The 18,748-nt window shown below is 61.0% G+C and carries 19 protein-coding genes; 11 read left to right on the forward strand and 8 right to left on the reverse strand.

Annotated elements, in window-relative coordinates; genetic code table 11:
• Nucleotides 1-36: 36 nt before the first annotated feature.
• Nucleotides 37-504, reverse strand: a complete 468-nt coding sequence (locus AB4P96_RS18160) for a GNAT family N-acetyltransferase (RefSeq protein WP_017138438.1) — start codon at nucleotides 502-504, stop codon at nucleotides 37-39.
• A gap of 248 nt (nucleotides 505-752) precedes the next feature.
• Here AB4P96_RS18160 and AB4P96_RS18165 point away from each other — a divergent pair, with 248 nt between their 5' ends.
• Both AB4P96_RS18165 and AB4P96_RS18170 read left to right on the forward strand, forming a co-directional pair.
• A complete protein-coding gene (locus AB4P96_RS18165) occupies nucleotides 753-2,003 on the forward strand; it encodes a ribonucleotide-diphosphate reductase subunit beta (protein WP_395599894.1) in 1,251 nt (416 codons plus the stop codon).
• 130 nt (nucleotides 2,004-2,133) lie between these two features.
• On the forward strand, nucleotides 2,134-2,622 hold the full coding sequence (locus AB4P96_RS18170) for a DUF1289 domain-containing protein (RefSeq protein ID WP_017134687.1): 489 nt from the start codon (nucleotides 2,134-2,136) through the stop codon (nucleotides 2,620-2,622).
• Between the two features lie 8 nt (nucleotides 2,623-2,630).
• Here AB4P96_RS18170 and AB4P96_RS18175 read toward each other — a convergent pair whose 3' ends face one another.
• Nucleotides 2,631-3,239: a LysE family translocator gene (locus AB4P96_RS18175; protein WP_017134686.1), complete on the reverse strand. Its 609-nt coding sequence runs from the start codon at nucleotides 3,237-3,239 to the stop codon at nucleotides 2,631-2,633.
• Nucleotides 3,240-3,351: 112 nt separating this feature from the next.
• Here AB4P96_RS18175 and AB4P96_RS18180 point away from each other — a divergent pair, with 112 nt between their 5' ends.
• Nucleotides 3,352-4,215, forward strand: a complete 864-nt coding sequence (locus AB4P96_RS18180) for a LysR family transcriptional regulator (RefSeq protein ID WP_099548300.1) — start codon at nucleotides 3,352-3,354, stop codon at nucleotides 4,213-4,215.
• Between the two features lie 7 nt (nucleotides 4,216-4,222).
• On the opposite strand, the gene mdeB is transcribed toward AB4P96_RS18180, so the two are convergent.
• The gene (gene mdeB / locus AB4P96_RS18185; RefSeq protein WP_395599895.1) at nucleotides 4,223-6,901 is read right to left on the reverse strand and encodes an alpha-ketoglutarate dehydrogenase; all 2,679 of its coding nucleotides are present in this window, start codon (nucleotides 6,899-6,901) and stop codon (nucleotides 4,223-4,225) included.
• A gap of 191 nt (nucleotides 6,902-7,092) precedes the next feature.
• On the opposite strand from mdeB, the gene AB4P96_RS18190 reads away from it, so the two are divergent.
• The 3 genes from AB4P96_RS18190 (at nucleotide 7,093) to AB4P96_RS18200 (ending at nucleotide 9,919) form a co-directional block, all read left to right on the forward strand.
• A complete protein-coding gene (locus AB4P96_RS18190; protein ID WP_017134683.1) occupies nucleotides 7,093-8,007 on the forward strand; it encodes a class I SAM-dependent methyltransferase in 915 nt (304 codons plus the stop codon).
• A gap of 149 nt (nucleotides 8,008-8,156) precedes the next feature.
• On the forward strand, nucleotides 8,157-8,876 hold the full coding sequence (gene pcsA / locus AB4P96_RS18195; RefSeq protein WP_017134682.1) for a phosphatidylcholine synthase: 720 nt from the start codon (nucleotides 8,157-8,159) through the stop codon (nucleotides 8,874-8,876).
• 263 nt (nucleotides 8,877-9,139) lie between these two features.
• A complete protein-coding gene (locus AB4P96_RS18200; protein ID WP_395599896.1) occupies nucleotides 9,140-9,919 on the forward strand; it encodes a TSUP family transporter in 780 nt (259 codons plus the stop codon).
• Here the strand turns inward: AB4P96_RS18200 and nudC are convergent.
• Nucleotides 9,887-10,720 (reverse strand): NAD(+) diphosphatase, encoded by an 834-nt coding sequence (gene nudC, locus AB4P96_RS18205; RefSeq protein ID WP_017139108.1) that lies wholly within the window; start codon nucleotides 10,718-10,720, stop codon nucleotides 9,887-9,889. The two genes, AB4P96_RS18200 and nudC, sit on opposite strands and share 33 nt — an antisense overlap.
• Before the next feature lie 5 nt (nucleotides 10,721-10,725).
• Nucleotides 10,726-11,538 carry a crotonase/enoyl-CoA hydratase family protein gene (locus AB4P96_RS18210; RefSeq protein WP_017139109.1) on the reverse strand — a complete coding sequence of 271 codons (813 nt, stop codon included), beginning with the start codon at nucleotides 11,536-11,538 and terminating at the stop codon, nucleotides 10,726-10,728.
• A 192-nt stretch (nucleotides 11,539-11,730) separates the two neighbouring features.
• Here AB4P96_RS18210 and AB4P96_RS18215 point away from each other — a divergent pair, with 192 nt between their 5' ends.
• Nucleotides 11,731-13,020: a chloride channel protein gene (locus AB4P96_RS18215; RefSeq protein ID WP_017139110.1), complete on the forward strand. Its 1,290-nt coding sequence runs from the start codon at nucleotides 11,731-11,733 to the stop codon at nucleotides 13,018-13,020.
• A 41-nt stretch (nucleotides 13,021-13,061) separates the two neighbouring features.
• Nucleotides 13,062-13,616, forward strand: coding sequence for a UPF0149 family protein (locus tag AB4P96_RS18220; protein ID WP_170038394.1), 555 nt, complete (start codon nucleotides 13,062-13,064; stop codon nucleotides 13,614-13,616).
• Between the two features lie 6 nt (nucleotides 13,617-13,622).
• Here the strand turns inward: AB4P96_RS18220 and AB4P96_RS18225 are convergent, their stop codons facing one another.
• Entirely contained in the window at nucleotides 13,623-14,252 is a 630-nt protein-coding gene (locus tag AB4P96_RS18225) for a lytic polysaccharide monooxygenase auxiliary activity family 9 protein (RefSeq protein WP_138450233.1), read from the reverse strand.
• Nucleotides 14,253-14,593: 341 nt separating this feature from the next.
• On the opposite strand from AB4P96_RS18225, the gene AB4P96_RS18230 reads away from it, so the two are divergent.
• Together AB4P96_RS18230 and AB4P96_RS18235 are read left to right on the forward strand one after the other, a co-directional pair.
• Nucleotides 14,594-15,850: a 3-phosphoshikimate 1-carboxyvinyltransferase gene (locus AB4P96_RS18230; protein WP_017139113.1), complete on the forward strand. Its 1,257-nt coding sequence runs from the start codon at nucleotides 14,594-14,596 to the stop codon at nucleotides 15,848-15,850.
• A gap of 31 nt (nucleotides 15,851-15,881) precedes the next feature.
• Entirely contained in the window at nucleotides 15,882-16,271 is a 390-nt protein-coding gene (locus tag AB4P96_RS18235) for a hypothetical protein (RefSeq protein ID WP_017139114.1), read from the forward strand.
• Here AB4P96_RS18235 and AB4P96_RS18240 read toward each other — a convergent pair whose 3' ends face one another.
• Nucleotides 16,272-16,871, reverse strand: coding sequence for an NAD(P)H-dependent oxidoreductase (locus AB4P96_RS18240; protein WP_170038396.1), 600 nt, complete (start codon nucleotides 16,869-16,871; stop codon nucleotides 16,272-16,274).
• An 83-nt stretch (nucleotides 16,872-16,954) separates the two neighbouring features.
• Between AB4P96_RS18240 and AB4P96_RS18245 the strand changes: the two genes are divergently transcribed.
• On the forward strand, nucleotides 16,955-17,560 hold the full coding sequence (locus AB4P96_RS18245; protein WP_395599897.1) for a TetR/AcrR family transcriptional regulator: 606 nt from the start codon (nucleotides 16,955-16,957) through the stop codon (nucleotides 17,558-17,560).
• A 502-nt stretch (nucleotides 17,561-18,062) separates the two neighbouring features.
• On the opposite strand, the gene AB4P96_RS18250 is transcribed toward AB4P96_RS18245, so the two are convergent.
• A complete protein-coding gene (locus AB4P96_RS18250; RefSeq protein ID WP_177034859.1) occupies nucleotides 18,063-18,734 on the reverse strand; it encodes a GNAT family N-acetyltransferase in 672 nt (223 codons plus the stop codon).
• Between the last annotated feature and the right edge of the window lie 14 nt (nucleotides 18,735-18,748).

Genomic DNA, 18,748 nt, shown 5'->3' on the forward strand with positions numbered 1-18,748 from the left:
AAAGTCATGGGGCTGTGAGTTTTTATCATGCCCCCGCTACAGCGCGAGCTCCATCTTGATAATCTCGATGGACACCGGGCTGTTGCCCCGACTGAAGGTGCCCTCGCCGACCTTGCGAAACCCGAAGGCGGCATAGAAGTTTTCGGCGTTGAGGGTCGCTTCCAGACAGGCCTTGGCATGGCCGGCGTTCTTGATGCGCTGCAAGGCCTCATTGAGCAGGCGCGCACCAATGCCCTGCCCGGCGGCATCGCCGCGCACAAACAGTTTGCTGATTTCATGGCCGTCGATTTCGATAAAACCCTGCAGCCTGTCGGTGTGTGCCAGCCACAGGTTGCCGGCAGCAATGGCCTCGCGGTAGGTGGCGGGTGAGCGGCCGTTGAGCCACATGGCGATCTGCTCGGGGCCGTAGTCGCCCGTGCAGAGGTTTTCGACGGAATGCTTATGCACCTCGAAGATGCTTTGCGCGTCGTCCAGCAGGGCGGATCGGATCAGTACGTTTTTCATTCCCTTGAAATTCCACCGGCAGCCAATGAACCCAGGTTTTATAGCTCAACCGGCGATGTGCCGCGACCCAAGACCGCACATCTTGTGCGTTGACCTGTTTTGTTACACACCATATAGTGTGCCCACAAACACAAATCACCACTACATAGTGTGCAGTATCGGTATTTACCGACCACACTCTGCGCAGTATTTCAATGCCTTGAAGCCTGCAAAAACCTATTTTTCGAGTACCAGGAAGGAGAATTTCAATGTTGAGTTGGGATGAAGTCGACAACGAAGACACCGGTGCAGCGGTGATCAAAGGCGCCAACGCCGGCCACGCCAGCGAAGCCAACATGGACCGCCTTGACGGTGCCGGCGCCGCTGCTGCTCTGGAAGCGCGCAACGTGACCGCCAACGACTCGGCCGCGATCATCCGCGCCAAGGCCGCCCTCGACAAACTCGACGTCGCCGAAGGCCTCGCCGAGCTGGAAGGCTCCGCCGCCCGCGTCGCCGTTGACGAAAAGCGCATGATCAACTGCCGCGCCGACCTCAACCAACTCGTACCTTTCAAGTACGACTGGGCCTGGCAGAAGTACCTCGACGGCTGCGCCAACCACTGGATGCCGCAAGAGGTCAACATGACCGCCGACATCGCCCTGTGGAAAACCCCCGAAGGCCTCACCGACGACGAACGCCGCATCGTCATGCGCAACCTCGGCTTCTTCTCCACTGCTGATTCGTTGGTCGCCAACAACCTGGTACTGGCCGTGTACCGCCTGATCACCAACCCGGAGTGCCGCCAGTACATCCTGCGCCAGGCCTTCGAAGAAGCGATCCACACCCACGCCTACCAGTACTGCATCGAATCCCTGGCCATGGATGAAGGCGAGATCTTCAACATGTACCACGAGATCCCATCGGTGGCTAAAAAAGCCGCCTGGGGCCTGAAATACACCCGTTCGATCTCCGATCCGAAGTTCGAAACCGGCACCGTCGAAACCGACAAAGAACTGCTGCGCAACCTGGTCGCCTACTACTGCGTCCTGGAAGGCATCTTCTTCTACTGCGGCTTCACCCAGATCCTGTCCATGGGCCGTCGCAACAAAATGACCGGCGTGGCCGAGCAGTTCCAGTACATCCTGCGCGATGAGTCGATGCACCTGAACTTCGGTATCGATGTGATCAACCAGATCAAAATCGAAAACCCGCATTTGTGGGATGCCGAGATGAAGGAAGAAGCGACCCAGATGATTTTGCAGGGGACGCAGCTGGAGATTGAATATGCGCGGGATACCATGCCGCGTGGGGTGTTGGGCATGAATGCGGCGATGATGGAGGATTACCTTAAGTTCATCGCGAATCGTCGTCTGTCGCAGATCGGCCTGAAAGAAGAGTACCCAGGGACGACTAACCCGTTCCCGTGGATGAGCGAGATCATGGACTTGAAGAAAGAGAAAAACTTCTTCGAAACCCGTGTGATCGAGTACCAGACTGGCGGCGCGCTGAGCTGGGATTAAAAATGTAGGAGCGGGCTTGCCCGCGATGGCGGCGGGTCAGTTAAGCATATATTGGCTGACACTCAGCTATCGCGGGCAAGCCCGCTCCCACATGGGTTAGCGGTTTTTTTTAGACTTGCGTACAAACTTTATGCCCAACCAAACCATCAAAACGCCCTGCGTCGGCCTGTGTTCCACCGTTTACGGCGACCTGGTCTGCCGGGGCTGCAAGCGTTATCACCATGAAGTCATCCAGTGGAATGGCTACAACGCCGACGAAAAGCAGGCGGTGTGGCTGCGCCTGGAACAGTTGCTGGTGCAGGTGATGGCCAGCAAGCTTGAGGTGTTTGACCCGCAGCTTTTGCGCCAACAACTTGAAACCCGCAAGATTCGCTTTATGCCACACCAGTCGCCGTACTGCTGGGCGTACCAGCTGATTGCCCGGGGCGCGCGGGTGATTTCCAAACTGGACGCGTATGGGCTGGCGCTGCTGCCGGAGTTTCGCGAGCGTCACCTGGCGGATTTGCGTGATGCGATTGACCGCGAGTTTTTCCTGCTGTCCGAGGCGCATTACGAGCGCTATATCGCGCCGGGCTTTTTGAAAGAAGCCTTTGGGCCATCACTGATCGCCACCTTCTAGACTTGCCGTCAGCTATGGACAGGCAGCGCTAACCCGAACAGCACAAAAAAACCACCGCAGACTTTATTGAATCGGCGTCCGGTTCGGGCTAACCAGGGCCTGACCCGATGTGCTGCGCTGGCCACCAGATATTCAACAACAAACTCCACCACGGCGTAGGTCAGCGCAATAGCGGCCGTCTGCGCGATGAGGCTTCGGTGTGGGTCCAGAAAAGGTGGAATGAAGGCGGTGAACAGCAGCAGCGCCTTGGGGTTTGAAATCGCCGATACCAGCCCTTGGCGAAACAGCGGCCAGCTTCGCAGGCTGGTCGTAACGGCTGCCTCAAGACTCACAGGCGCCGAGCGCCACAACCCAAACCCCAGCCAGATCAGGTACAGCCCGCCAACCACCTTCAATGCCGTGAACCAGGTGGCAGACGCCTGGATCAGTGCCCCCAAGCCTAAAGCGCAAAACGACAGCACCACGGCAAAACCGAGCACGCCGCCCGAAATCGTGAAGAGTGTTTTGCGACGCCCGTGAATGGCGCCATGGGTCAGCACTAATAACGCATTGGGCCCTGGCACTATAGCGATGCCGCAGCAGGTAACCAGGTAGAGCAACCAGGTGTCGAATGGCATGGTCAAATCCAGCAGGCAGGGGTTGAGGCGAGGATTTTGCGAGTGAACAAACCTCTTGAAAAGCGCATAATTTACGTCACAGCCATTCGATTAACGAATAGAGGTCACCTGGATGCCTGCCAGCAATTTGCAGATCGATTGGCTCAAATGCTTTGTGGCCGTGGTGGATGCCGGCTCGCTCTCTGGCGCGGCCCATGAGGTCAACCGCTCGCAGTCCGCCGTCAGCATGCAAATGAAAAAACTGGAGGCAGCGCTGGGGCGGCAGTTGTTGAGCCGTGGCCCGCGTCACCTTCAACTGACGGCGGACGGTCAGTTACTGCTGGGCTACGCCCGGCGCCTGCTCGCACTGCACGCCGAGACCCAAGCGGCCTTTCACGGTGAAGAATTGACCGGACGCATCCGCCTTGGCGTTGCGGAAGACTACGCGGCGATGTATCTCACGCCGGTGCTCAAGCGTTTTTTGCCGCGCTATTCGGGTGTGGAAATAGAACTGACTTGCGAACAGTCGGCCGCACTCATCCCGCGTGTGCGCAGCGGCGACCTTGATCTTGCACTCGTGTCGCGTGACGCCCCTCAAAGCGGCACTTTTCTGTTTAAGGAACCCATGGTATGGGTCGGTTCGCCCCAGTTCGAACTGTGGAGGCGCGATCCGCTACCTATCGCCGTCTACGAAAGTGCAAGCCTGGCCAGACGTTATGCGGTGAACTCACTGAGCCAAAAGGGACGTGAATTCAAGGTGGTTTACAACAGCTCCAGCCTTGCCGGCCAACTAGCCGCCGTTGAAGGTGGGCTGGCGATTGCCGCAATCACCCAATGTACCGTGCAGGCATCGCTTCAGGTTCTGGGCAGCGAGCACGGCTTGGGCAGGATTGAACCCATGGAGGTTTCAATCCTGCGAAGCCGGGCCTCGCGCGGGTCTGAAGCGGTTGATAGCCTGCATGCATTCATCATCAGCTCACTGAGGCAGCAGGCTTAACAGGGGTTCAAGAGGTCCAGGAAGGCTCGCGCTCCGCCTGTACGCCATACCGCTCGATCGCCTGCTGACAAACCTCGGGTTCCAGACGGCCCTGCTCCACCAACGCCGTCAGCGCCGCCAGCACAATGTGATAGCGATCCACCTCAAAGAAATCACGCAACGCTGCCCGAGTATCGCTACGCCCAAAGCCGTCGGTGCCCAACACCGTGTAGCTGCTGTCCAGATACGAAGCGATCATCTGCGGCACCGCCCGTACATAGTCGGACACCGCAATCACCGGTACACCTTTAGGCAAACATGCATTCACATGACTGGAGCGCTTCATATCCTGAGGATGCAACCGATTCCAGCGCTCCACCTGTCGCGCATCCCGTGCCAGCTCGCTGAAACTGGTCACGCTGAACACCTCGCTCGCCACCTGCCAATCCTCCTCCAGTAACTGCGCGGCCGCCTGGGCCTCACGCACCAGCGTGCCCGAGCCGAGCAGGCGCACCTTGGCATCCGCAGCACCTTGCAACCGATACATGCCCTTGATAATCGCCGCCTCCACGCCCGCTGGCAGCGTCGGTTGCGGGTAGTTTTCGTTCATCAGGGTCACGTAGTAGAACTCGTCCACATCGTGCTCCAGCATCTGACGCATACCGTGGTCGAGGATCACCGCGAACTCGCCGGCAAACGCCGGGTCGTAGGCGCGGCAGTTGGGCACCGTCGCGGCTGCCAAGTGGCTGCTGCCGTCCTGATGCTGCAGGCCTTCGCCGCCCAGGGTGGTGCGCCCGGCGGTGGCGCCGAGCAGGAAACCACGGGCGCGCTGGTCGGCGGCAGCCCAGATCAGGTCGCCGACGCGCTGGAAGCCGAACATCGAGTAATAGATATAGAACGGCAACATGCGCAGCCCATGCACCGAATAACTGGTGGCCGCCGCCACCCAGGAACTGATGGCGCTGGCCTCACTGATGCCTTCTTCGAGAATTTGCCCGTCGGTGGCCTCGCGGTAGCTGAGGATCGAGCCAATGTCTTCCGGTTCGTAACGTTGCCCAACACTGGAATAGATGCCGATCTGCTTGAACAGGTTGGCCATGCCGAAGGTACGCGCTTCATCCGCCACAATCGGCACGATGCGCGGGCCGAGAGCCTTGTCCTTGAGCAGGTTGGTGAGCATGCGCACAGACGCCATGGTGGTGGACATTTCCTTTCCGGCGGCTGCGATGGCGAACCCGGCGTAACCCGCCACCGGCGGCACGCTGACGGGTGCGGCCAGCGGGCTGCGGCTTGGCACATAACCGCCGAGTTTGTGCCGACGTTGATGCAGGTAACGCAGTTCAACGCTGTCCTCGGCGGGTTTGAAAAAACTTAAGGATTCGGTCTGCGCATCCGTGAGCGGCAACTGGAAGCGATTGCGAAAAGCGAGCAGCGCGTCGCGATCGAGCTTCTTCTGCTGGTGCGTGGTCATCTTGCCCTGCCCGGCTTCGCCCATGCCGAAGCCCTTTTTGGTCTGGGCCAGGATCACCGTGGGCTGGCCTTTTACCCGGCGCGCGGCATGGTAGGCGGCGTGGATCTTGACCATATCGTGGCCACCGCGCTTGAGGCGGTCGATTTGCTCGTCGCTCATGCCCGCCACCAGGGCCGCCAGCGACTCGCTTTGGCCGAAGAAGTGCTCGCGGTTATAGGCGCCGTCTTTGGCGGCAAAGGTCTGGAATTGCCCGTCGACGGTGTTCGACAAGGTTTCCACCAGTGAACCGTCAGTGTCCTTGGCCAGCAAGGCGTCCCAGTCCGAGCCCCACACCAGCTTGATCACGTTCCAGCCGGCACCGGCAAACAAGGCTTCGAGTTCGTCGATGATGCGCCCGTTGCCGCGCACCGGACCGTCGAGGCGCTGCAGGTTGCAGTTAACCACCCAGGTCAGGTTGTCCAGGCCTTCGCGGGCAGCCAGGGTCAGGGCCGACATGCTTTCCGGCTCGTCCATTTCGCCATCGCCGAACACACCCCAGACGTGCCGGTCGGTGGTGTCCAGCAAGCCGCGATGTTGCAGATAGCGCATGAAGCGCGCCTGGAAAATCGAGCTGATCGGGCCGATGCCCATGGAGCCGGTGGGAAACTGCCAGAAGTCCGGCATCAGCCACGGGTGCGGGTAGCTGGAAAGGCCGCGTGCGCCGGCTTTTGGCCCGCCGATTTCCTGGCGGTAGTGCGCCAGGTCGTTTTCCGTCAGGCGCCCTTCCAGATAAGCACGGGCATATATACCCGGTGCGGAATGCGGCTGGTAGAACACCAGATCGCCACCGAAGGTGTCGCTGCGCGCCCGGAAGAAGTGATTGAAGCCGACTTCGAACAAGTCCGCCGCACTGGCATAACTGGCGATATGGCCACCGAGTTCGCCATACGCCTGGTTGGCGCGCACCACCATGGCCAAGGCGTTCCAGCGCACCAGCGAGGCGATGCGTTCTTCGGTGGCCAGGTCACCGGGAAACGCCGGTTGCTGCTCAACACTGATGCTGTTGATATAGGGCGTGCCGTGGCGCGGTTTCCAGTCGATGGGCGCAGCGCTGCCTTCGCGGGCCAGCAGGTCGAGGATCTGGCGCGCCCGTTCTGGCCCGGCATTGGCCACCAGCGAGGCCAGGGCGTCGCGCCACTCATCCAGTTCTTGCGGGTCTTGGGCTGTGTGATTGACTGCACTCGCGAAACCGTTCATGGGCACCTCCGGGCTTTTTTTCCAGTTTATGTCGGTGCCTGAGGATTTTTTGCCTGTTATCAAGCGCAGGCTCAAGCATTTTGAGCATGAATCACTGCCAATCATCTTTTTTGCAGCACGTTGTGCTCAAACACGACGAAGCACCGCAACTGTGTTTAAAATGCCGCCCGCTCAACGACTGACGCTCAACGATGAACCCAGACGCACTCGCTACCCTGCACGCCCATTTGCTCACCGCCCTGGCTAACCCGCCGAGTGAAACCCGGCGCCTGTTCCACGGCCGTGGCCGCTGCTGGCCGGGCCTGGAGCAACTGACGGTGGACTGGTTGCAGGGCGTGCTGCTGGTCTCGTTGTTCAAGGAACCCGAGCCTGCGCAGCTCGAAGCCCTTAAACAACTGCTGCAAACGCAGTTCAGCGCTTACACCGTTGCCCTGCAACACCGCTACCTGCCGCAAAGCACCACCGAATGGCTCTCGGGCGAGGCCGTTGACGAGCTGACCATTACCGAAGGCGGCCTGCGTTACCTGATCGACCTGGGTAAAAAACAGAACAGCGGCCTGTTCCTCGACATGCGCTACGGCCGCAACTGGGTGCGCGAACAGGCCAAGGGCCAGCGCGTGCTCAACCTGTTCGCCTACACCTGTGGTTTCTCGGTGGCCGCCATCGAAGGCGGCGCCGACCATGTCGTAAACCTGGACATGGCCCGTGGCGCCTTGAGTCGCGGGCGCGACAACCATCGCCTCAATGGTCATGACCTGAGTAACGTCAGCTTCCTGGGCCACGACCTGTTCAAATCGTGGGCCAAGGTGACGAACAGCGGCCCTTACGATCTGGTGATCATCGACCCGCCGTCGTTCCAGAAAGGCAGCTTTCTGCTGACCAAAGACTACCAACGCGTGCTGCGCCGCCTGCCGGATTTGCTCACAGCCCACGGCACGGTGTTGGCCTGCATGAACGACCCGGCCTTCGGTGAAGACTTCCTGATTGACGGCGTAACCCGCGAAGCACCGGGCCTGCGCTTTGTGCAGCGATTGGAAAACCCGCCGGAATTTCCCGATGTCGACCCGCAAAGCGGTTTGAAGGCATTGGTGTTCCGTCAGGGTTGATGCCGAAACGTCTGACCCTTGCTACGCTAAGTGATACACCGGGGCGGTGAACCTTATTCCCTCCTTCCCGGTCGATACCTGCATTCCCTGGTCAGACTCGACGGCGTTACGTCGTCGGCTGCCCTGTTTCATCTTTTGGAGAGCCGCCCGTGATATCGACCCTGCATGTAGCCAGACTCAAAGCCTGGGGCGCCCACGGCTTTACCGCCACCGGCGTGGTGCTGGCGTTCCTGGCCACCCTGGCATTGCTGGAAAACTCACCCAAGGCCTGCCTGCTGTGGCTGGGCCTGGCGCTGGTGGTCGATGGCGTCGATGGCTCGCTGGCGCGACGGGTGAACGTCAGCACGGTACTGCCCAGCTTTGATGGCTCGGTGCTGGACCTGGTGATTGACTACCTGACCTATGTGTTTATTCCGGCGTTGTTTATCTACCGCTATATCGACCTGCCGGACTTTACCCACCTGTTTACCGTGTCGGTGATCCTGGTGTCGTCGCTGTTCTGCTTCTGCAATGTGAACATGAAGAGCAAGGACAACTATTTTGTCGGCTTTCCCGCGGCCTGGAATGTGGTGGCCTTGTGCGTTTACATCATCCAGCCGGACGCCTGGGTGACCCTGGCCACAGTGATCGGCCTGGCGCTGCTGACCGTGACACCGATGAAGTTTCTGCACCCCTTCCGGGTCAAGCGCTTTATGCCGATCAACATCGCCGTGACCACCATCTGGTTGCTGTGCAGCTTTTTGATGGTGGTGGATTACCCCAATACCAACCCATGGACGTTCGGGTTGTGGTCGGTGATGTCGGCGTATTTTCTGGGGATTTGTGTGTGGCGCACGGCGTTGGAGTGGCTGGACAAACGTCACAGCTGAAGATCCAGAGCAGACGCAGAGCGTCAGAGGCGGCATTCCCACGCAGAGCGTGGGAACGATCACAGCCAGGCGGGCACGATTTAAAGGTGGGAGCTGGCTTGCCTGCGATGGCGTCGGGTCAGTTACAGCAGTTGGGCCTGCCCTGCCGCTATCGCAGGCAAGCCAGCTCCCACATTTGGATCGCGTAGAACAACAAGATCCAAGTAAGATACCGGTCTTTGGCGCAGCCCTTTTCTGCGCCCTGCCAATAATAAGCCCTGCCCATGCCCTTCGAACTCAGCGTTGACCTGACCACCCTCGCCATTCTTGCCTGCGTGGCCTTTATTGCCGGCTTTATCGACGCCATCGCCGGCGGCGGCGGGCTGCTCACCACGCCGGCCCTGCTTACCGCCGGCATGCCACCGCACCTGGTGCTGGGCACCAACAAGCTCAGCTCGACCTTCGGCTCCGCCACCGCCAGCTTCACCTTCTACCGGCGCAAGCTGTTCCACCCGCGCCAATGGGTACACGCCATTGTCGGCACGCTGGTCGGCGCATTGGCGGGTGCCGTGGTCGCCCACTACCTGCCCGCCGAAACCCTGAACAAAATGCTCCCGGTGATCGTGTTCGCCTGTGGTGTGTATTTGCTGTTTGGCGGCACGCCCAAGGCGCCGCTGGACGCCGATGCACCGATCAAGAAGAAATGGCAATCGACCCAAGGCTTCGGCCTGGGCTTCTACGACGGCGTGGCCGGCCCCGGCACCGGCGCGTTCTGGACGGTGAGCACGATGCTGCTGCACCCTATCGACCTGGTCAAAGCCAGCGGCGTGGCGCGCAGCATGAACTTCGTCAGCAACGCAGCGGCGCTGTCGGTGTTTATCTTCAATGGCTCGGTGGACTGGATCGTCGGCCTGGCGATGGGCTTCTCGGTAATGTGTGGCGCGTTCTTTGGCGCACGCAGCGCAATCAGCGGCGGCGCCAAATTCATTCGCCCGGTGTTTATCACCGTGGTCCTCGGCCTGACGGTGCGCCTAGCCTGGCAACACTGGTTCAGCGTGACCTAAACGGCGCGCCAGGTAGAGGTCGATCAGGTAACGCGCGATCGAACGTGACGCCGGCAACGGCGGCAAGTCGTGGATGTTGAACCACTGCGCGTCTTCGATCTCATCAGCCTGGGGCACGATGTCACCCCCGGCGTATTCGGCATGGAAGCCCAGCATCATCGAGTGCGGGAACGGCCAGCACTGGCTGCCCATGTACTGGATGTTCTTGACCTCCACCTGCACTTCTTCGCGCACTTCACGGATCAGGCAGTCTTCGGCCGACTCCCCCGGCTCGGCGAACCCCGCCAGCGTGCTGTAGACACCCGTGACAAAACGCGGCGACCGCGCCAGCAGAATCTCGTCGCCACGGGTCACCAGCACAATCATGCTCGGCGAAATGCGTGGGTAGCTGCGCAGGTCGCAGGCCTGGCAATACATCGCACGTTCGCGCGGCACCTGGACCATGGCCTGGCCGCAACTGCCACAGAACCGATGCTCCCGCGCCCAGGTGCCGATCTGCGCGGCGTAGCCCAGCACTTTGTACAGGGTGTGGTCGCCCTGCAACATAAAGCCGCGCAAACCCTGCCAACTGCAACCTGGCACCTCGGCCGCCGCGTTCAGCTCCAGCAAGTAAACAGGCTCACCGTCAAGGTGGCCGATGCCGTGTTCGGCGAACACCGACAGGTCCTGGCGCTTGAGCCATTCACGCGGGAACAGCGGCCCGTTGGTGTCATGCAAAAAGCCCTCGCGGCTGCGGGCGACGGCCCAGCCGCCAGGGGCGTCGTTGTCCAGCAGCGTTGTGGTAATCCAGCCTGGGGTCATGTCAGTCAATCCACGAATTCGGGTTTCTGCTTACTCATATGGGCCGCGATGGCCACGCGCAGGTCGTTGGATTGCAACATAGCCGAGTTCCAGGTGGCAACGTATTCCAGACCATCATTGACTGTGTGGTCACGCATATAACTGATCATGGCTTTGGTGCCGGCCACGGCAATCGGTGATTTGCTCGCGATTTCATGGGCGATTTCCATTACACCGGCCAACAGGCTGTCCTGATCGGGATACACACGATTGACCAGGCCAATGCTGCGCGCTTCTTCTGCGCCGAACGGGCGACCGGTGTAGGCCAGTTCACGCAACATGCCGTCGCCAATGATGCGTGGCAGACGTTGCAGGGTGCCGACGTCGGCGGCCATGCCGATGTCGATTTCCTTGATCGAGAACTGCGCGCCTTCGGCGGCGTAGCGCATGTCACAGGCGCTGATCAGGTCAATGGCGCCACCAATGCAGTAACCCTGGATCGCCGCCAGCACCGGCTTGCGGCAGGTGTCGACGGCATTGAACGAGGCTTGCAGCTCGAGGATCTTGCGCCGCAGCAAGCGTGCATTGCGGCCCACGTCCTTGCCGAAGCTATTGGCCACCGAGGCCATCATCATCAAGTCGATACCGGAGGAGAAATGCTTGCCGGCGCCGCTGAGCACCACGGCGCGCACGGCGTCGGTGTCTTCGACCCATTGGAAGATGTCGATGATCTCGGTCCAGAACGCCGCGTTCATCGCGTTGATCTTTTCCGGGCGGTTGATCTGCACATGGGCAACGTTGCCGGTGAGTTCGACGATGAAAGCTTGGTATTCGGACATGGCAGTGATCCCTGACTGGCGAGTAATAAGGCTCGAACTATAACAAGGGAGCATGACGGCGCATCGGCCAAAAACGGGACTGGCAAAAGTAATGAAATGTTGTGGGCGCGGGGTTTATGACCTGCCGATACATTTCACCCAGGCACCGCACTTTATCGGCTATACACTCAGGGCCATTGCCTGGAGCCCGCTATGCCGCCCACCTTTCGTTCATCATTGATTCTGGCCCTGGTGGTCGTGCTGACCGGCATTGGCGCCGGGCTGGGCGGGATGCTGCTGGCGTTACTGCTGCATGGCATCCAGCACCTGGCCTACGGTTACAGCCTCGACAGCCTGGTCAGCCACGAAACCTTTTTGTGGGGCGTCACCGCTGCCGCACCGGAGCGCCGTCTGCTGGTGCTGGTGGTGTGCGGCCTGGTCGCCGGGCTGGGCTGGTGGACGATTTATCGCTATGGTCGCCCGCTGGTGAGCATCAAACAGGCCGTGTCTGAAAAGATGCCGATCATGCCGCCCAAGACCACCCTCGCCCACGCCGTGCTGCAGATCATCACCGTGGCGCTTGGCTCGCCATTGGGCCGTGAAGTGGCGCCGCGTGAAGTCGGCGCGCTGGCCGCGACCTGGCTGTCACAACGCGCGCGCCTGGAACCGCACATGCACCGTTTGATCGTGGCCTGCGGTGCCGGTGCCGGGTTGGCGGCGGTGTATAACGTGCCCTTGGGCGGCGCTGTCTTTGTGCTGGAAGTGCTGGTGGGCGCCTTCAGCTGGCCGGCGGCGGTGATTGCGCTGGCGACCTCGGCGATTGGCGCTTCGGTGGCGTGGATCGGGCTGGGTGCGGAATCGCAATATGCAGTGCCGCACTTTGTGCTCAGCCCGGCGCTGATCGCCTGGGCGGTAGTGTGCGGGCCGGTGTTTGGCGTGGCCGCTTATGGGTTCAGCCGTTTTACCGGCGCCGCCAGGGCCAACGCCGCGCGCGGCTGGCGCCTGCCAGTCATGTCGCTGATCAACTTCACCATTATCGGCGGGCTGGCGATGCTGCTGCCGCAGATACTGGGCAATGGCAAAGGCCCGGCGCAACTGGGCTTCGACAATGAGCTGACGATAGGCCTGGCCGCCATCCTGCTGCTGGTCAAGGTGCTGATCACTGCGAGCAGCCTGCGCGCGGGCGCCGAGGGTGGCCTGCTGACGCCGGGCCTGGCCAATGGCGCGCTGCTGGCGATTCTGCTCGGCGGTGCCTGGAGCCTGGTGTGGCCCGGGGTGCCGCTCGGCGCGTTTGCGATTATCGGCGCGGCGGCGTTTTTGGCCTCCAGCATGAGCATGCCGCTGACCGCGATTGTGCTGGTGGCCGAATTTACGCGCATCGAGCATGACTTTCTGGTGCCGATCATTCTGGCGGTGGTGGGTTCGATGTGCGTGAGCAAGCTGTGTCAGCGCTGGGAAATAAGTGGAAAAAAGCCCGCCCAAGCGCCATCCTCTGCGCTTTAAGCCGCCCACTTCGCGGCGCTCGACGTTTAAAGGATATGCCCATGCTCGCCCAACCCCTCACCCCTGCCGATTTCGACTTCATCGACGAAACGCTGTTGAAATACGGCGACGATCATTCGGTGCTGAACCTGGCTGAACTCGACGGCTACTTCACCGCGCTGGTCTCCAGCCCGGCACAGGTGGACGTGGGTGAGTGGTTCCCGGCGATCTGGGGTGGGCAGAACCCGGAGTGGGAAAACGTCGAAGAAGCCCAGCGCTTCCTCGAGCTGTGCGTGCACCATATGAATATGCTGGCGGCGCAATTGGCCACCAATGCGCAAGGCTTCAAGGCGCGCTTCGATGACACCGAGCACCAAGGTCAAACCGTCACGCTTGCCGAGGAATGGTGCTTTGGTTATATCCGTGGCGCCGCGATTGGCAACTGGCCAGAACTGCCGGCCGAACAGGCGGCGCTGCTGGAGAAGATTTCCTGGTGCGCCGAGCAGGACAACTTCGAACTACCGGCCGACCTGGATGTAAACGCCCACCAGCAGCGGGTTCGAGCCATCGAACCCGCCGCGCGGGCGCTGCATGACTACTGGTTGGCCCAGCGGTAACAGCGCTTATTTGAAGTCCAGGTCAAACGCCTGGTAGAACGCGTTGCCGGTGTTGGCCACGATCCACATCAACACCACCACATGCCGGCCTTTCTTGCCCTTGGGCAGCGTGACCTGGTGTTCGACCTTGGCCTTCATTTCATCGGCGTGCTGGTAGTACGGCACCTGGGTGTAGAAGTCTTCGAAAAACGGCTTGGCCTCAAGTTGCGCACGGCTGATGCGTTGCTTGGGGTCCCAGCCATCCTTGGTGATCAGCCAGCGATAACCACGGGTGACGTGGGCGGCGGTGTACTCCCACTGCACCTTGAACACCTGGCCAGCCTCGACATTCAGCAACGGCCAAGTGAAGGGGCTATTGAGCTTTTTGCTCATCTCCTCGTCGGTGAAGTTGATGCAATCGCGGTCGTCGGTTTTGCCGCCGCTCAAGATATGCCCGTCGCCAGGCGGTGTGACGCTTTGATCATCGGTTTCATAAGGTGCCGGGAATGGCCCGGCGGCGAGCGATGGGAAGTTTTTACCGCCTTCCATCTCGTTGACTTGCCAGTTGCCGAGCAGCCCACGCTCCACCGCCACTGAACCACGGCTGGCCGGGGTCACCACGCGACCGTGACGAAGTTGGGTCTGGGGTTTGTTCATTTCATTCACTCCTTGATTGAATGTGCCCCGTCATGGGGCACGCCTTGAACTTACCTTGGCGGGCTTTATTGTCCAGTCGCCACTTCTCTCGGAAAGATCTCACGTCGCCCTCGTTTCGCTAAGTGAGCGCCGTTGTCCTGCATCAGATTTGCTGCTTGTCCTACGCCCGCAGGAGTAGTTCGACTACAGGAGCAGTCCATTCCCCGGACAAGTCGGCGACCGCCTCGAAATACGCGCCCTACCACGATCCCTGCTCGACAAGGGTGGCGTGTTTAGCTGATTATTCGGGTCCGCCCGTCGGCCACTCCCTACCGCCTTGCCTTGATCAGGAGCCTTGTACCTTGAGTTCGCAGAAAACCGTGACCGTTACACCGCCCAATTTCGCCCTGAACGGCAAGGTCGCGCCCCCCGGCTCCAAATCCATTACCAACCGCGCCCTGCTGCTGGCCGCCCTGGCCAAGGGCACCAGCCGCTTGAGCGGCGCACTGAAAAGCGATGACACCCGCCACATGTCGGTGGCCTTGCGCCAAATGGGCGTGAGCATCGATGAACCGGACGACACCACCTTCGTTGTGACCGGCTCCGGCAAGTTGCAATTGCCGTCGCAGCCGCTGTTCCTCGGCAATGCCGGCACCGCGATGCGTTTTCTGACTGCCGCCGTGGCGACCGTCGAGGGCACCGTGGTGCTCGACGGCGACGACTACATGCAAAAACGCCCGATCGGCCCGCTGCTGGCCACCCTCGGCCAGAACGGCATCCGCGTCGACAGCCCGACCGGCTGCCCGCCGGTGACCGTACACGGCGTGGGCAAGGTGCAGGCCAAGCGTTTTGAGATTGATGGCGGCTTGTCCAGCCAGTACGTGTCAGCCCTGTTGATGCTCGCCGCCTGCGGCCAGGCGCCGATTGAAGTGGCGTTGACCGGCAAGGACATCGGCGCCCGTGGCTACGTCGACCTGACCCTGGACTGCATGCGTGCGTTCGGTGCGCAGGTCGAGGTGGTCGACGACACCACCTGGCGCGTAGCCCCCACCGGCTACAGCGCCCATGACTACCTGATCGAACCCGACGCCTCCGCCGCCACTTACCTGTGGGCTGCCGAAGTGTTGACCGGCGGGCGCATCGACATCGGCGTGGCCGCGCAGCACTTCACCCAGCCGGACGCCAAGGCCCAGGCCGTGATCGCGCAGTTCCCGAACATGCAAGCCACGGTAGTCGGCTCGCAGATGCAGGACGCAATCCCGACCCTGGCCGTGCTGGCTGCGTTCAACAACACCCCGGTGCGCTTCACTGAACTGGCCAACCTGCGCGTCAAGGAATGTGACCGTGTACAGGCGCTGCACGACGGCCTCAACGAGATTCGTCCAGGCTTGGCGACCATCGAGGGCGACGACCTGCTGGTGGCCAGCGACCCGGCGCTGGCCGGCACCTCTTGCAATGCGCTGATCGACACCCACGCCGACCATCGCATCGCGATGTGTTTTGCCCTGGCCGGGCTGAAGGTGGCGGGAATCCGCATTCAAGACCCGGACTGCGTGGCCAAGACCTACCCTGAATACTGGAAGGCCTTGGGCAGCCTTGGGGTAACGCTCAGCTACTGAGCCAGCACGTCGGCGTAGGGAGGGAATGCACATGTCAATTCGCCAACCCTGCCCACCCGGCGTCTGCGCTTGCGACCGCGAACAGCTGTTACAAGCGCCCGGCGCCGACCTGCGCATTCTCAGCCTGACGCGTCAGGAAGAAAAAAAGCTGGTCGAGCGCCTGGAAAACCTCCAGAGCCTGCAAGACCTGGAATACATGCAACAGAAGATGTTCGAACTATTGGGCATCCGCGTGCAGGTAGCGCCGGGGCACACCGAGGTCAAGAGCATGCGCGGCATTCAGATCAACATCGATGAGCAGCCCGGCCTGTGCCGCAAAACCCGCCAGGCGATTCCGGCAGCGATTCGCCGTGGCATGGAGAAGCGCCCGGAAATCGCCTACCGCCTGTTGGATGCTCACGATCTGTTTCGCGAAGGCTGACTAACCAGCCACCGTTTCGTGTGCAAACAAGCCCTGCCCTATGGCTTTCGCGGTGTGCAAGTGCGCCTGCGCAGCGCCGCTTTCCGAATCCAGCAGCAGCTTTGACGTCACCACCTGCGCCCCACAGTAATCAAAAATCCCGTAGTCGATTTGCGTGCGCATGGCCTTGGCATAACCGTGCCGATCAAACGCGCTTTCATCTGCCGCACCCAACGCCAGCAGGTGCACCTGCAAGTGCCGCAGTTTTTTCACCACCGGCGTATCGGGGCCGTAATCAATCGCCCAACCGTTGACGAACACGCGGTCAACCCAACCTTTGAGCAGCCCCGGCAGGGACCACCAATAAATCGGAAACGCCAGCACCAATGCATCGGCGCGGTCGATGCGCGCCTGCTCGGCGAGCACATCGGCGGGCGGCTCAGCGCGAGTGCGGTGTACGAGGTGGTCAGCGCCGGTATAGCGCGGATCGAAGCCTTCGGCGGCGAGGTCGGCAACCTCATAAGTGTGGCCGCCCGCCGTGAGCCCGGCCGCCACTTGCGCGGCGAGGCTATGGGTGAGGGATTGCGGGTCGTGATGGGCTACAACGATCAGTGCGTGCATGACATTGACTCCATTTCGAGCTAGGCTGGGCGCTAGCTACTTTTAGTAGGTTACGCACCTTAAGTTACTTTTGGTATATAAGCATGTCAAGCGCTGAATCCCCTGCCCCACGCCGCCGCCTGTCCCGCGAGGATCGCCTGCGCCAATTGCTCGACATGGCCTGGCAACTGGTACGCGAAGAAGGCACCGAAGCCCTGACCCTGGGCCGCCTGGCCGAGCTGGCGGGCGTCACCAAGCCGGTGGTCTACGACCATTTCGTCACCCGCGCCGGCCTGCTGGCCGCACTGTATGAAGACTTCGATAGCCGCCAGAACCAGGTGTTTGCCGATGCGCTGGACACCAGCACCGCGACCCTGCAGGAGCAAGCCTGGGTCATCGCGTCGTGCTACGTCGATTGCGTGTTGTTGCAAGGGCGGGAAATTCCGGGGGTGATTGCCGCCTTGAGCAGCTCGCCGGAACTGGAAACGCTGAAGCGCAAATACGAGGCGATCTTCCTGCAAAAGTGCCGCGACGCACTGGCGCCGTTCGCGCCCAACGGCACTGTTTCCCAGGCAGGCTTACGCGCCATGCTGGGTGCCGCCGAGGCCTTGTCCCAGGCGGCCGCCAGTGGTGAGATCAGCCGTGAGGAGGCGCAGCAGGAGCTGGTGGCGACGATTCTGGCAATGGTCAACCGCGGCACGGTGAACTGATTCATCATGTGGGAGCAGGCTTGTCGAATTATCGTACCGCTGCGATACCGAGGTGCCTGCATCGCAGGCAAGCCAGCTCCCACAGAAAGGCAGATCTTCGGTGCATGCAGATCCGCTTTTCGCTTTTGATCTAACCACTCAGGTCGGTTACTAGGCCGCCGTGCTCTGCTTTTGATCTTGATTTTGATCTGAGGCGCCCCGTTAACCACGATGGCCGAACGCAGGCTTGAATCCGTGGGTAACCCGGCAGGACGCCGGGTTAGCCGCGCTGGGCCAAGGATGGCCCATCGCGGCGGCCCACGGATTCAAGCCGGAGTGCGGGCATGCCGAGCCTAAGCGAGGCACCGAGTGGTGGGGCACAGACCTTTTGGTTACTTTTGGCTGGGCCGGCATTCCGGGCGTTTGCCAAAAGTGACCCGCCGTCAGGGCGGAACCCTAAGCCGCCGTTACCGCAGCAACGGATATACACACACCCCCTCTACCCAAGGAAGGTCTTTTACATTCAGGCCTGATGCTCGCTTAAAAATAGCTGCACCTTACGCGCAAGGTAATCCAAGTGCCGATCCCGCTGCTTCTCGGCATCAACCATCGCGCGCTTGCCGTGTTTTTGCAGCAAGTACGTATGAATCTGCCGCACCTCCAGCGAGCTGTAGATCGCAGCCACGTCCAGCACGCCCATCAAACCATCGGTGCCGTAATCGCGGGTGTTCATCAACACTTGGGTGCCGCGTGCGCCACGCACCTGAAAGCCCAGCGCTTGGAACGCCGGCACTTTTTCCACTGAGCAGGCCAGTTCTGCGTGGGGATAATGCGCCAGCACCTCGCCAAGCATGGCGCGGGCCACGCCCTGGCGCCGGTGCCCGGCTTGCACCGCCATGAAGGCGATGCCACAGGCGTGCGGATCGTCCTTGACGGGCAGGTACAGGCAAAAGCCGATCACCTGTTCGTCCCGCATCGCCACCACCAGTTCAACCGCGATGCCCTTGGCGCCATTCAGCGCTTCAAGGTACAGGTGCACCTCAAAGCCGACGGCATATTGATAGATGTTGTAGAGCAGGTTGCTCGGCGGCAACGCCACACTGCTGATGTCGGTGAGGTTGTCCACCACCATCTGCAGGATCTGGCTGTTGATCGGCTCGGGGCACGCGGTGGTGTAGCGGGTAAGGCTGAACATGCAAATTCCTGGGT

It is taken from the genome of Pseudomonas sp. B19125 (assembly GCF_044218855.1).
In the GTDB taxonomy this organism is placed as follows: domain Bacteria; phylum Pseudomonadota; class Gammaproteobacteria; order Pseudomonadales; family Pseudomonadaceae; genus Aquipseudomonas; species Aquipseudomonas edaphica.

What these genes read in the sequence shown, in the direction of transcription:
- AB4P96_RS18240 (WP_170038396.1), bottom strand. Translation starts at nt 16,871, where the DNA reads ATGCACGCACTGATCGTTGTAGCCCATCACGACCCGCAATCCCTCACC.
- AB4P96_RS18210 (WP_017139109.1), bottom strand. Translation starts at nt 11,538, where the DNA reads ATGTCCGAATACCAAGCTTTCATCGTCGAACTCACCGGCAACGTTGCC.
- AB4P96_RS18190 (WP_017134683.1), top strand. Translation starts at nt 7,093, where the DNA reads ATGAACCCAGACGCACTCGCTACCCTGCACGCCCATTTGCTCACCGCC.
- AB4P96_RS18250 (WP_177034859.1), bottom strand. Translation starts at nt 18,734, where the DNA reads ATGTTCAGCCTTACCCGCTACACCACCGCGTGCCCCGAGCCGATCAAC.
- AB4P96_RS18225 (WP_138450233.1), bottom strand. Translation starts at nt 14,252, where the DNA reads ATGAACAAACCCCAGACCCAACTTCGTCACGGTCGCGTGGTGACCCCG.
- AB4P96_RS18160 (WP_017138438.1), bottom strand. Translation starts at nt 504, where the DNA reads ATGAAAAACGTACTGATCCGATCCGCCCTGCTGGACGACGCGCAAAGC.
- AB4P96_RS18165 (WP_395599894.1), top strand. Translation starts at nt 753, where the DNA reads ATGTTGAGTTGGGATGAAGTCGACAACGAAGACACCGGTGCAGCGGTG.
- AB4P96_RS18170 (WP_017134687.1), top strand. Translation starts at nt 2,134, where the DNA reads ATGCCCAACCAAACCATCAAAACGCCCTGCGTCGGCCTGTGTTCCACC.
- nudC (WP_017139108.1), bottom strand. Translation starts at nt 10,720, where the DNA reads ATGACCCCAGGCTGGATTACCACAACGCTGCTGGACAACGACGCCCCT.
- AB4P96_RS18175 (WP_017134686.1), bottom strand. Translation starts at nt 3,239, where the DNA reads ATGCCATTCGACACCTGGTTGCTCTACCTGGTTACCTGCTGCGGCATC.
- AB4P96_RS18200 (WP_395599896.1), top strand. Translation starts at nt 9,140, where the DNA reads ATGCCCTTCGAACTCAGCGTTGACCTGACCACCCTCGCCATTCTTGCC.
- AB4P96_RS18245 (WP_395599897.1), top strand. Translation starts at nt 16,955, where the DNA reads ATGTCAAGCGCTGAATCCCCTGCCCCACGCCGCCGCCTGTCCCGCGAG.
- AB4P96_RS18215 (WP_017139110.1), top strand. Translation starts at nt 11,731, where the DNA reads ATGCCGCCCACCTTTCGTTCATCATTGATTCTGGCCCTGGTGGTCGTG.
- mdeB (WP_395599895.1), bottom strand. Translation starts at nt 6,901, where the DNA reads ATGAACGGTTTCGCGAGTGCAGTCAATCACACAGCCCAAGACCCGCAA.
- AB4P96_RS18220 (WP_170038394.1), top strand. Translation starts at nt 13,062, where the DNA reads ATGCTCGCCCAACCCCTCACCCCTGCCGATTTCGACTTCATCGACGAA.
- AB4P96_RS18235 (WP_017139114.1), top strand. Translation starts at nt 15,882, where the DNA reads ATGTCAATTCGCCAACCCTGCCCACCCGGCGTCTGCGCTTGCGACCGC.
- AB4P96_RS18180 (WP_099548300.1), top strand. Translation starts at nt 3,352, where the DNA reads ATGCCTGCCAGCAATTTGCAGATCGATTGGCTCAAATGCTTTGTGGCC.